Source organism: Flavobacterium inviolabile (assembly GCF_013389455.1).
GTDB classification, from domain to species: Bacteria; Bacteroidota; Bacteroidia; order Flavobacteriales; family Flavobacteriaceae; genus Flavobacterium; species Flavobacterium inviolabile.
The window spans coordinates 3,641,968-3,654,245 of the sequence record NZ_CP058278.1 but is presented as its reverse complement, the minus strand read 5'-3'; the positions used below and the strand labels follow the sequence as shown (position 1 = coordinate 3,654,245).

Genomic DNA, 12,278 nt, shown 5'->3' with positions numbered 1-12,278 from the left:
GATCAAGAAGACTGCCATACGGCAGTCTTCTTCTTTTTTATAATTTCAGAAGGGAATGTGTTACCTTACCGTTTAACAAGGTTACCATATAAAGGTTGCCAAAAATGGTTTCGTCAATTTCCGTATATTTTTGCTCCCCGATCAGCAGGTTTACAAAATTGGGTATGGAATTGCTGTGGCCGACAACTAAAACGGTTTTGCCTTTTGTTTCCTGTTTAAACTTTTCAATGTCCACGTTCTTGTGGTCGTATACCCGGATGGTCGTTTTGTTCTTTTCCGCCGTTGGTGCGGCCGTCTGTCTGGTTCGTTTAAAATCAGAACTGTACACGGCGTTAAACGGAATATCCGAAAAAATAGCACGCCAGGCCAATGCTCTTTCCCTGCCGGCTTCCGATAAATCCGGATCTTTGGAATTATCGACCTTTTCGGCATGCCGGATCAAAAAGTAGGTCGTGGGATTATCCTGCGAAAAACCGGTCTGAACGATGCATAATACAAGAAAAAGGAATAGTTTTTTCATGGTTTCGAATTTTGGTTAAAGGTAGCATTATTTTAGGAGTGCCGCCTGTTGAAACCTCACAAAGCGCGAGCTTTTATTGGATTAAGATGCTTTTTTGGTAAAAATTGTTACATTTCAATAGTGTTTGTGTTAAAATTATTGTTATTTTTAGAAAATGTAACCCTTAAATCTAATGAATAATGAAAAAAAACTATTTTAAGTTAGCTTTATTAGGCATGATCATTTTTACCGCCTGTTCCAGGGACGAAACCAGTTCTACAGCACAGGACGAAAGTTTGCTAACCTTTCAAAAAGACACGCTGTCGAGGGCAGTGATCAATTCCCGGATTGATGCCATCAGCAGTACCAAAGGAAGCTTCCACTGGAAAGATGGCGGCTATCAGTTATTGTGGAGTGCTATAATCAGAGGCGATAATATGGTTACCATTGGTTTTGGCGAAAATGCCGATGATTTCGTCGGACAGACCTCCAAAAAAGGAAAAGAGATCAAAACACGTTTAAAAAATATTATTCTGGACTCTGAAAAACGTTCGGAGCGGGAAACAATTATTAAAGAAGATGCCGATCTGAACCAGATTGATGTGGTTATCAAAAAAAGAGAAACACTGGAGGCTTTACTAAAAGAAGCGAATATACGCTATATCGAACCGGCGAATTACCGTTATTTTGATGCGGCACAGGAACGTCCGGTTTATGGCGCAGAAGTGAGTTCCAGTTCCGGATGCGGATTTGCTTCGGCTACGATCGCTACAGCCGATTATACTACGATTGCTCCCAATGCAAGAGTGCCGTGGAATTTTTACAAACACAATATTCCGGGTGCCTGGAGTTACAGTACCGGAAGTGGTGTTACCATTGGTGTGGTGGATACCGGATTGTCGCCACAGCAGACTTTAATGGGCAGCAGCTTTAATACCGGCTATTCTTCCGGAAGAACAGTACAGCGTTTTGGCGTTTATGTGGATTCGGTTTGGCCATGGTCTACAGGATTTGACGGTCCGGACGATCAGTGTGGTCACGGAACCAGTATGGCCTCTGTTGCCACAGCACCCAGAAACAACAGTGGTTTACCGGTGGGTGTAGCCTATAATTCCAGCCTGATCGTGTACCGCGCGGCATCGAATGTGGTCCTGGACGGTTATCATGAGCAGGAAGGCGTGAAATTAGCCTTTACAGCATTAGGCAATAACAGTAATGTGAAAATCATTTCCATGTCTATGGGGCATATTATTTCCATTGGAAAAATTGAAGACGGTGTGAAATATGCCTATGGCAAAGGCAAACTTATTTTCTGTGCCGGAGGAACTTCCACGAGTTTTACCAATTTTGCAGGCGTTATTTTCCCGGCTTCCATGAATGAAGCAGTTGCCGTAACCGGAGTGAAAGAAGGGCAAACGGTTCAGGAGTGTGATGTGTGTCATAAAGGTGGTAAAATCGATTTTACCATTGTAATGGAACGAACAGGAACAAACAACAATGTTCCGGTATTGAGCTATTATAACAATCAGGCTAATTATGTGGGCGGTTCTTCGGTAGCAACAGCAACTACAGCGGGTATCGCGGCTTTGGTCTGGGCTAAAAACCCGGGCTGGACAAGAGATCAGGTACTGAATAAAATGAAACAGTCTTCCAGTTTCTATCCGACTAAAAATGCTAATTTCGGCTATGGTAATATCAATGCACAGTTAGCAGTACAATAACAAAAGAAACAATATCCATAAAAAAACCATCATATACTTATGATGGTTTTTTGTTTATGATTTATTGCGTAATGCATAAATATAACTGTCTGAAAAACGTCCGTTCCAATAAGTGTCTTCCCTGAAATGACCTTCTCTTACAAAGTTGTTCTTTTCAAGCAGTTTCCAGGAGGCATCGTTTTCCGTATCGGTAATGGCAATAATGGAATGCAGTTTCAAGTCGTCAAAGCCATAGGTAATTGCTTTTGTCAAGGCTTCCTGAATGATCCCTTTTCGCTGATGATCCGGTGAAAGCATATAACCTATTTCTGCTCTGTGGTTTTCCGGCTGCGGACGGAAGTATCCGATCAGACCAATAACTTTATCCTCGCCTTTTAGCGTAATGGCCCAGTTCAGACATTCGTTGGTTAGCCGCAATTCTTCCATATATTGAATATGCGCAATGGCATCATCAATATTTTTAGGCAATTCCCGGGGGATATATTGCATGGTTTCCGGGTTGGAACGAAGCAGGAACATCTCCTGGCCATCTTGTTCTGTGATTTGTCGCAATCGTAATCGTTCCGTTTCCAGTATCGGGAAAGGGGAAAAGTTCAAATCGAGCATATTAAACGAATTTAAATTGGAACTAAAATTAGTAAAAAACAGGCTCGTTTGGACAATTTTTTTAGCGTAACATCGAAAAATGTCCTTTAACAACTCTTCCGGTATCGAATGTAATTGTAAACCAGTAATCGGTCGAAGGAAGATCCCGTCCGTTATACACTCCATTCCAGCCGCCGCCGCCTTTAAAGAAATACAACAGCTTGCCGTATCGGTCAAAAATAGCCACTTTGGCATTCGGATACCGGCTCAGGTACGGAATTCGCCATACGTCGTTATAACCATCACCATTGGGTGTGAAGAAACGGGGATAGTCTAAAACAAAGAATGTTTTATTTACGGTAGCACATCCTTTGGTGTCTTTTATATATACGATATATTCTCCGGGTTCAAGATTGGTAAATGTAGGCGAACTCTGGAAAGTAGCATTATCTAATGAAAATTCATAAGAACCCGGTCCCTGGTAGTTAACTGTTGCCGAATTCTGGTTGAAATTAAAGTCATTTACCGTTATTGAAAGTATCGTTGCCGGAGCAGAGGCCGCCACGGTAAAGGTCTTGGTAACACTGCAACCGTCGGCATTGGTGATTTTAACGGCATAACTTCCTGTCTGGTCTACCGTGATTGTCTGGGTAGTTTTTACCGGATTTGTATTCCATTCGTATGTAAATCCTGCCGGAGCACTTAATATTACGGTACCGCCCGGACAGATGGTTTTTGTTTCATTCTGAATATTGGCACCGTTAAAACTGTTTACAACTAAGGTTACCGGTGAAATACCGTAACAGTCGGAACCGTTAACCACGCGGGCATAAATAACCTGCTGATTCGGAGTGGTATTGATGTATGGGGAGCTTAACGGGCTGGTAACAGACAAGGCATTGTCTATGGTTGCAAAATACTGAACATTGGCACCGGCCGGTAATCCTGTAAATAATGGCGTTATGGCATTCAGGTCGAAAGCGGTTCTGCCGTCCAGGGTACCATCGTTATCACATTGTTTTTGTGGCGGTAAGGTTGCAATTGTATTGTTCGCTACCTGTAGCGTTACAGTGGCATAAGCCACGCAGTTATACTGGCTGATAATTCGTGCTGTAACTGTATCGGTATTGGCTGTAGTATTCTGATATGCCGTAGGATTAGCAATTAACCCGGTTAAATTCTGGGCATCCTGAAGCGTAGGGTAATAATTTATGGATGTGGTTGTTCCCGCAGCAATAGTGCTTTTAATATCGTTATCGGCAAGCGTTAAATTGAATTTTGTGATACCGTTCTGGGTAGCATCGTCACATTGTATTAAAGTGGCATTATTCGGGGTTAACGGATCGGTATATTCAATGACAATCTGGCTGCTGGAAGTACAGTTGCCGCCTGCTGTTGTAATGGCTGTTTCCACGCGGTATGTTCCCGGCTGCGTTACGGTATAAGTAGGGTTGGTTGCTCCGGGAATGATGGTTGCAACATTATTCTGAACGGTATACCACTGGTAAGCGTTTACTCCGGTTTGGGTTGCATCTATAGTGACATTTTCACCGTGACAAACCGGATTTCCGGTTGCGATTAAGCGATCCGGACCCAAATCGGTTTCAATATTAAAACTACCGCCTTTCAGGAAGATAGCCGAGTCATAGTATTGATTTCCCTGATCGGCTATTACAAGCTTGATGTGATAGGTGTTTCCGGGAATTACGGTTGCTTCCGCTCTTAGGGTTGCTGTCTGGCCGTTGTAGTTAGTAGGACTCTGTACCTGGTTGAAGCCGCCAAAATACTGGGCATTGGCTTCCGGGCAAATGGTTCCCGGACCGCGAACGGTGGTTACTTTTACCGGAATACTGGTACCCGGTACAACCGCTAAGTTCTGGTATTGCTGGGCTCCGGTTTCTTTTAACAGGAAAGCAAAACCATCGGAATAATTACATTGATTCGGACTCGGGCTGGTTAAATACTGTTCGGATGCAAAAACATAGTCGAAACTCATTTTATTGGAAATCGGAATAAAATCAAATTCCAATACCGTAGCATTAATCGTGTTGTTTTCGCCAATAGCCTGCTCCAGATCCTGATCGCCTGCCCAACCGGAAGGCCCTTCGCTCAGAATAGAAGCATTGGGGCCAACAGCCGAAACTGCTTTTCCGGTAGTAATGATAATACCGTCATTGAACGGGAAACCATTGACTCCCTGGAAATAGCCGTAACTTTTTTTTCCGTCATTAAACGTGTAACCGTTTATGGAAATATTGGATACCTGGGCACAAGAACTGTTAAAAAGCTTGTCCCGGACTAACTGGTCGTCTGTGTAATTTTCAGTTACCTGAATATATTGAGCAAAAATTGTTGTTGAAAACAACAGTAAAAGTGCTGTTAAGTAGCGGTTTATATATACATGCATAGTAACCGCAAAGATACTATAAATCTCGTTTTTTCAGAATTTTATAGGACATTAACATAAAAATAACGGTCCAGGTAATCACAATGATAATGTCGCCGATTTGCACGCTATAGTCTTTTTCAAGATTTGCCCCGCTTATTGTTGCTCCTAACTGGTTGATTACGGAAAGCCTGGTAAACGGTTCTTTGATCAGGTTGCTCATGGATTCCAACGGGAAAAAACGGCTTACTTTTTCGTAAATATCGGTACCCTTAAAGATTTGCCATCGCATTAACCCAATCGCTATGGATTCGATGATGCTCCAAACCAGCAGGAAACCCAAGGCAAAAGCGGAACGTTTTACCAGTATTCCTAAGAATAAACAGAAAGAAAAGAAAGCGGTCAACCGGATGAAATAGGCAAAAAGGTATTCCATGTCTGAAAAAACAATGCTAAACTCATTGTAGGAAGAATAGCTGTATCCCAAAATAAGCGACAGTACAAACACAAAAACAGTGGAGCCGAAAGCAAAAAGCAGTACGGTCAGGAATTTGGATTTGATGAATTCTTTTTTGCTTAAACCATCGATGAGGTTTTGTTTTAACGTACCGTAGCTGTATTCGTTTGCCATCATGGAAACGATTACAATGGCTAAAAACAGCTTTAAAATGGAGGCAATCCAGGTGTTGAAGTGCCAGATATAAGGGAAATTAAAAATACCCTGTTCGGCAATATGCAATTTGAAATTCCCAAATTCAAATTTTATCGTAGCAATCAGGGCTATAAAGGAAAGCAGAATAAAGTAGCACAATATTAAAACCCTGCTGGCTTTATTTTTCCATAGTTTTTGAAGTTCGATATCTAAAAGACGTTTCATAATGTTGATTTGTTGATTGATGATTAACGGTTGCTGGTTAGTTGTAAAAACTGTTCTTCAAGACTGTGTTTGCGTTTAACCAGGTGGTTCAGTACAATGTTGTTTTGAAATAAATGCTGGTTAAGTGCCGAAGCTTCCAGCGGAGCTTTCAGGTAAACAAAAAGTTTTCCGTCTTCTTCATCAATTTTTTCAACGGCATCAATTTTTTCTAAAACAAGTTTTAATGTGCTGTTGTTTTCAGACTGTAATTCGAAAAAGCCTTCATTGGAAATAATTCCGTCAACCGTTCCGGTATATAGTATTTCCCCTTTGCGAAGGACTACTACATGCGAACATACTTTTTCCACTTCGTCCAAAAGGTGAGAGGCTAAGAGAATAGTGGTGCCGTTAGCGGCAATAAATTTGATAATATCCCTGATCTGGCGGATTCCCTGCGGATCCAATCCGTTTGTCGGTTCGTCCAGGATCAGGATTTCCGGATCGTTCAATAAGGCCGAAGCAATGGCAAGCCGCTGTTTCATACCCAGAGAGAACGTTCTGAATTTGCTGTCTTTTCGCTCCAGTAGTCCCACGACTTCCAGCTTTTCTTTTACCTTGTCATAATGAATGTCTTTTATCTTGCAAACCAGTTTCAGGTTTTCTTCAGCGGTCAGGTACGGATAGAAGTTCGGACGTTCGATTATAGCGCCTACTTTTTTTAATGCGTGGTGCGTATCTAATTTTCCGTCAAACCATTTGTAGCTGCCGGAGGTTTTGTTAACAACATTCAGGATGATTCCCAGGGTTGTGGATTTTCCGCTGCCGTTAGGTCCTAAAATGCCGTAAACATTTCCCTTTTTAATTTTGAAAGAAACGTTTTTAACAGCATGTACACTGCCGTAGCGTTTGTCTAAATTTTCAATGGTAAGTATTGTTTCCAAAATGGTGCTTTTTTGATTGATTAGAGATAAGACGAGGCACTTTGCAATTTGTTACTTAAAAAAGTAAGATATTATTGGTAAGGAATTACTGAAGGATTTCCGATCTGGAAATTCTGCAGTCCAAAATCATTATTCTTAAAAGAATTGGTTTTGAAAATATTGTCGCCGGCACCCGGAATACTTGGGTAAAAGGCAAACGACAGCTGAAAGCTGTTAAAAACAAGGTAGTCGTTACTGATCAAAACACCCAGTCCGAATTTGGAGTACAAACGGTTGGAAAAAAGGTGATCCTGATCCCCCAGCATTCCGAATGAGAAGTTCGCAAAGGGACTGAAACGGAAGCCGTACCAGCTGCCCGGCATATAGGACTGGGTTTGGAAAGTCATCTGGATTTTCCGGTTTCCGTAAAAATCAACACTGTCAAATCCCTGAATACCGTTGTTTCCGGAAAGCGTCAGCAAATCGCGGTCTGTTTGCAAACGGTGGCTGCCAATGATAAATTCGGGTTTGATGAACTGCCGGAATTTCCAGCTGCCGTATTCGATGAGTTTTGTGAAATAGTTGATTTCAAAACGAAAAACACTCTGCTGGGTCAGTGAACCGTTAAAATACCCGCCCCATTCCACAGTGGTGCCTAAAAAGCCGAAATCATGGTAGTCGCCAAAGGATACCCGCGATCCCAGATACAATCTTTTAAGGCCGTTTTTCTGATGTATACCGGTCGTGATCGAATAAACCCTTCCAACCGGAACGTCTTCAATAATACCATAGTTAAACAGATAGCGTTCCTGTACGAAGCTTCGGGTTGTGATACCGATACTGGTGAGGTACAATTTGGTATTGGCAAAATAGTTGATGGAATCGTATTTTACATCGGGTTTCTCAATAAATTTTGAATTGTAAAAACGGGCGGTCGTGACCAGATTGGTAATGCGGTTGTCTTCCGAACGTCCTTTAAAGATCCGGAAAGCATGTCCGCCCCAGAAATTTTGGGATTCGGTTTTAAAGTTTTGAAAAATGGTATTTGCCGTACCGTTTTCATCAAAAGTACCGTCTTTGAACTCTTCCTTGTGGAAGTTCTGTTCGAAGCTGTAACCGCCTGCCCAGCGCGTTAACGGGGAGAAAAAACTACGTTCTACGGCAAATCCCTTGATGTAGTCGTCCTCCAGTCCGTATTCATAGCGCAATACCGTATTGATATAGGTATTCCGGATATTGGGAATCGTATATTTCGCACTGTAAGCACTTTTATTATCGGAAAAACGCTGCTTGAAGTTGTTCTCAAATTCATGTCCGAGGCCTAAAAAGTTTCGCTCGGTTATTTCCAGATTGCTCTGGGAACCGGTAAAGGCTCCGGTAGGGATAAAACTCCAGGAATCGAGTACGCGTACAACCACGTCAATAGAATCGGGGCTGTTGGTGGCAACCGGTTTGATCGTAACGCTTCTCACGTACCGCTGACGACGAACCAAACGTTCCGATTCCCGCATTTTAAGGGAATCGACAGTTTCATATTTTTTAAAGAGCAACAGGTTGCGAACCGTCCAGTTTTTGGTTTTAATGTGAATCCTGTTACCAAAACGTTCAATCCATTTATTGGGCGTTTCATCCTCATTGGTAACTGAATAGCCGAAAGGATCCAGTGTTTCAATCCTGATCTTACGGATAACTTTTCCTTCAAACGGCAGGTAAGACATCGGTTTAGCCGGCGGTGCGGCTTTGATTTCTTTTCTGGGCGTGGTAACGCTTCGGGTTGGCCGGAAGATCAGCCGGTGTATAAAACGGGTAAATTTTTTCTTTTTGGAAAACTTCTCAATATCCTGGTAAATAGCCTTGGAAGAGTCTACTTTGGTTTTTGTGTCCTGAGCATAACCTTGTGGCAGCAGCACAAAAAAGAGGAATAGGATAGGGAGTGTTTTTTTTAACATTTGCAGAAAAACCTATATTTAAAGATATAAAAATAAATTTAGGAACGAAAAAAAATGAATGTTGTTATGCGGGAAATAAAAAAGAGGCCGAATCCGACCTCTTTATTTTTAGCTTTTTTGTTCTTTATTGAAGTAAACAAGGTAGTAATACATCTGTTTTTCTTCGTCCCAGCCTTTTTCTACAAATTTTTCAGCACTTTCCGGATTAATGAAATCCAGTTTGATTTGAATGTTGGTATCCAGCTGGATAGTGTTTTTCATTTTTTTACGGGCATCGGAAACCGCTGCATTCGCAATCGGGAAATTGGTCAGGTCTTCAATACTGTATTTTTCCCCTTTGTCTACTTTGTAGTTTTTGAACTCCGAAATCAAATCGGGATTGTCAATTACTTCATTTAAAAAGTTGGTTTCTTCAAACTCGTCATTTTTAGCGAAGTAGTTTACCGAACGGTTCATGAACATTACCTCTTCTTTTTTGTCTTCTGCCGGAAGTACTACTTCTTTTGCAAAATCCTGGCAGAATTTCAGGTATTTTTTAGTCTTGAAGTTTTCATCCTGAAACGCATCTACAGAAAGGAAATGCTCCAGCCAGTAACGCGCATCATAACGGTTGCTGTCTATGGTCAGGATTTTGTATCCTTCTTCTTTTTTGTAGTTGAAAATGATACAGCCTTTATCCAGTTTGTTCAGGTTGATACCTTGTTGCAGTATCATTTCCAGAGTAGATTCTCTTTCTTCAAACTGAAGGAAATCGGCTTTTAACTCACTTTTGAAAATACCGATAGCATCCACCACATTGTTATCGATGGACACATTGGTTAAATACGTTACATATACCTCTCCGTTTTTAATGTGCGGGTGGTTGGACTGTTCAAATAAGTGTCTTGTTATTTTTTTAGAAACGTCGTGTATGCTTCCCGGATTAGTGAAAATCTCGTTGGAAAAATTGAACATTTCATTATAATCCAAATCAACATCATGGGCAAACTGAAAATAATTTTCTTCTTTTTCCCGGAATGGTTTAAAGAAATATTCCTTTAGTAAAGGCATGATCTCGTCATCAATACCATAAGGTGTTTCGGATAAAAAGATGGCTTCGTTACGGCTTTTATTTCCTACTCTGTGAATAGAAAGATTGTCGATGTGGGTGTTGAATAAGTTTATCATTGTTGTTAAATTTGGTACAGGGCAAACGGGATCAGGTCAGAAAATAACGGTTGTTATTTCCGTACTTATTGAGGCATGAAAAAAATATGCCGCCGTCTTTGCTGTGTATTTTGCTGAATTGAGATTTGTTATAATAATATATGCCGCCATAACGGCATTCGAATTTCGGAAAGCGACCGGTTATCGTTTGGAAACAAGCTTACAGGCCGCAGTGAAATTAGTTCCAGTTTTCTTCAAACCCCATATCGTTGAAACTGTCGTCTCCGTCGAACATGTCGAAATCTTCGTCGTCAAAATCATCTTCAAATTCTCCATACATATCATCGTTGGATACAATTGGCGAATTAAAATCTTTTGTAGGAGCATCTGTTGGAAGTTCTCCGTGAGCGAATAATAAATCAGGATACGTCACACCGTTTTCTTCGTCTTCAACAGCAGCCAGTTCCACAAAGAATGTCCACATATTAAGGAAATCGTAAACGTAAATGATTTTAGTACTGTTTTCATCTAAAATAGAAGAAAGCGGGTAATCAGCCATGGTTTTTTGTTCACCGGGAACATCTCCGGTATCAAATAATGGAATTTCATCTTCCTGTGTCCATTCGTCATCACAAGTGTAAAAAGAAGCAATTTCCATTCCGTCAAAGCCAAAGGCATTAACAATAGCGTTGTGTAAATCCTCTAAAGAATTATCTTCAAGGATCGCAATATCTCTGAATATATCTTCCTCAGCATCGAGTATTACTCTGAATTTATAAACCATAACCTTTTTTGTTTTTTAAAAAGCCAAAGTTACGTTTAATCCTTTTTAATCCAATTAGTGTTGATAATTTTTTAGTTAAGTTTTATAAGTTTCTTGTTTACAGTGTTTTATTGGCTAAAAGGGATGAGCCGGTACAAACGGAAAAGAAAGGGTTTACGACTTAATAAATTTATACACAGCCTGATTATCGGTAATTATAAAATAAATTCCGGTGGCATATCCGGAAACGTCAATTTTCCAGTCGTGCTGCTGTTGGGCATTGCGGTACATTTCCTGTCCGACAGTATTCACAATACGAATGCCGGAAGCCGGTTCATTATTGGTAATGTTCAGTACCGTTCCGGCAGGATTGGGATAGAGCATAAGCCCGGCTGTGGTAAATGCAGCAGAGGTTAACGTTCCCAGGTCGATTTGTTTTTCGATGATTTCCACACAACCGTTACGAAGCGCTTTTAAGGTGACGGTTTTCTGTCCGCCGCTTGTAAAAAGGTGCACTGGATTGTTTTCGGAAGAGGTCGTCCCGTCTCCGAAATCCCATTCGAGTGCTGTAAAGTTTGCGGCAGTATTGGTGAAATGTACCGTATTGTTATTGTGCTGGTATTCAAAATTAGCGTGAAGGTCGAACGTATTGATGCGCCATTGCGGTTTATTCGGTAACACAACCTGATCGGCAATATTGTGAAAATTGGCCGCAGTATTAGGGTTTACATTGCCAAAGGCAGTGGTTCCGGTTACCGGTTCCTGGAAAATGGCGGCAAACATGGTTGCTGCAACAAGATAAGAGCCGTTCAGATTCGGGTGGATATCATTGTACGTTCCGTGCAAAAGCAGATCCTGCTGGGCGGTATAATGCATCCGGGCACTTTCTCCTGCCGGAACAAACGGAACGTGCAGGTTATCGGCCATTTTGGTAAGCGAATCTTTGATGCGGGTCTGAACGGTAAAATAGGTTGCGTAGTTGTTAGCGGAAGGAACGCCATACGGGATTTCGTATAACAGTACTTTGGCACAGGGACTGTATTTTTTTATGGAATCGATCAGCATCCGGCCTCTTTGGATGGTCTGGTTTACAGATGCAGTGGCACCGGCCGATTCTCCGGAACCCGGTTGCAGCACTACCGCATGCCATACTTTTTCCCGGAAAAGATTGTACACGGCAGCATTGGCAGCATGATCTGCAAATCCGGCACCGCCAACGGCATGCATTTGTGTGGTTACATTTTTTCCTTTATTGTTAGCGATATCTTTAAACAATACCGGCATATCGTTAAAGTAAGTAATGCTGTTACCGACAAACAGGATGTTTCGGGATTCATTCTGGGCATGAACAGCCGTATAAAACAGCAATAACAGTACAGCCGGGAAATGTATTTTTAGTTTCATTAATGCGTTTTTATTGAATTTTGGTTTACAATTATAAGGTTTTTGTATG

10 protein-coding genes are annotated in these 12,278 nt (G+C 41.4%); 1 reads left to right on the top strand and 9 read right to left on the bottom strand.

Features of this window, described 5'->3' with window-relative positions; translation table 11 throughout:
* Positions 1-37: 37 nt before the first annotated feature.
* On the bottom strand, positions 38-520 hold the full coding sequence (locus HW120_RS16450; protein ID WP_177735574.1) for a phosphoglycerate mutase family protein: 483 nt from the start codon (positions 518-520) through the stop codon (positions 38-40).
* Positions 521-699: 179 nt separating this feature from the next.
* Here HW120_RS16450 and HW120_RS16445 point away from each other — a divergent pair, with 179 nt between their 5' ends.
* On the top strand, positions 700-2,220 hold the full coding sequence (locus HW120_RS16445) for a S8 family peptidase (protein WP_177735572.1): 1,521 nt from the start codon (positions 700-702) through the stop codon (positions 2,218-2,220).
* Positions 2,221-2,274: 54 nt separating this feature from the next.
* Here HW120_RS16445 and HW120_RS16440 read toward each other — a convergent pair whose 3' ends face one another.
* The 8 genes from HW120_RS16440 to HW120_RS16405 all read right to left on the bottom strand — a co-directional run bounded on the left by HW120_RS16440 (position 2,275) and on the right by HW120_RS16405 (position 12,229).
* On the bottom strand, positions 2,275-2,826 hold the full coding sequence (locus HW120_RS16440) for a GNAT family N-acetyltransferase (RefSeq protein ID WP_177735570.1): 552 nt from the start codon (positions 2,824-2,826) through the stop codon (positions 2,275-2,277).
* 61 nt (positions 2,827-2,887) lie between these two features.
* Complete coding sequence (locus HW120_RS16435) at positions 2,888-5,212, bottom strand: T9SS type B sorting domain-containing protein (RefSeq protein ID WP_177735568.1); 2,325 nt, start codon at positions 5,210-5,212, stop codon at positions 2,888-2,890.
* A 16-nt stretch (positions 5,213-5,228) separates the two neighbouring features.
* Entirely contained in the window at positions 5,229-6,068 is an 840-nt protein-coding gene (locus HW120_RS16430; protein WP_177735566.1) for an ABC transporter permease, read from the bottom strand.
* Between the two features lie 23 nt (positions 6,069-6,091).
* Positions 6,092-6,988 (bottom strand): ABC transporter ATP-binding protein, encoded by an 897-nt coding sequence (locus HW120_RS16425; protein ID WP_177735564.1) that lies wholly within the window; start codon positions 6,986-6,988, stop codon positions 6,092-6,094.
* A gap of 71 nt (positions 6,989-7,059) precedes the next feature.
* Positions 7,060-8,916, bottom strand: coding sequence for a BamA/TamA family outer membrane protein (locus HW120_RS16420; protein ID WP_177735562.1), 1,857 nt, complete (start codon positions 8,914-8,916; stop codon positions 7,060-7,062).
* A gap of 108 nt (positions 8,917-9,024) precedes the next feature.
* Positions 9,025-10,083, bottom strand: a complete 1,059-nt coding sequence (locus tag HW120_RS16415; RefSeq protein ID WP_177735560.1) for a nucleoid-associated protein — start codon at positions 10,081-10,083, stop codon at positions 9,025-9,027.
* A 217-nt stretch (positions 10,084-10,300) separates the two neighbouring features.
* Complete coding sequence (locus tag HW120_RS16410) at positions 10,301-10,846, bottom strand: IS1096 element passenger TnpR family protein (RefSeq protein WP_177735558.1); 546 nt, start codon at positions 10,844-10,846, stop codon at positions 10,301-10,303.
* Positions 10,847-10,999: 153 nt separating this feature from the next.
* Positions 11,000-12,229: a T9SS type A sorting domain-containing protein gene (locus HW120_RS16405; RefSeq protein WP_177735556.1), complete on the bottom strand. Its 1,230-nt coding sequence runs from the start codon at positions 12,227-12,229 to the stop codon at positions 11,000-11,002.
* Positions 12,230-12,278: the final 49 nt, after the last annotated feature.

Coding starts and splice junctions, on each gene's coding strand:
- HW120_RS16420 (WP_177735562.1), bottom strand. CDS start 8,916: ATGTTAAAAAAAACACTCCCTATCCTATTCCTCTTTTTTGTGCTGCTG.
- HW120_RS16410 (WP_177735558.1), bottom strand. CDS start 10,846: ATGGTTTATAAATTCAGAGTAATACTCGATGCTGAGGAAGATATATTC.
- HW120_RS16450 (WP_177735574.1), bottom strand. CDS start 520: ATGAAAAAACTATTCCTTTTTCTTGTATTATGCATCGTTCAGACCGGT.
- HW120_RS16430 (WP_177735566.1), bottom strand. CDS start 6,068: ATGAAACGTCTTTTAGATATCGAACTTCAAAAACTATGGAAAAATAAA.
- HW120_RS16440 (WP_177735570.1), bottom strand. CDS start 2,826: ATGCTCGATTTGAACTTTTCCCCTTTCCCGATACTGGAAACGGAACGA.
- HW120_RS16445 (WP_177735572.1), top strand. CDS start 700: ATGAAAAAAAACTATTTTAAGTTAGCTTTATTAGGCATGATCATTTTT.
- HW120_RS16405 (WP_177735556.1), bottom strand. CDS start 12,229: ATGAAACTAAAAATACATTTCCCGGCTGTACTGTTATTGCTGTTTTAT.
- HW120_RS16435 (WP_177735568.1), bottom strand. CDS start 5,212: ATGCATGTATATATAAACCGCTACTTAACAGCACTTTTACTGTTGTTT.
- HW120_RS16415 (WP_177735560.1), bottom strand. CDS start 10,083: ATGATAAACTTATTCAACACCCACATCGACAATCTTTCTATTCACAGA.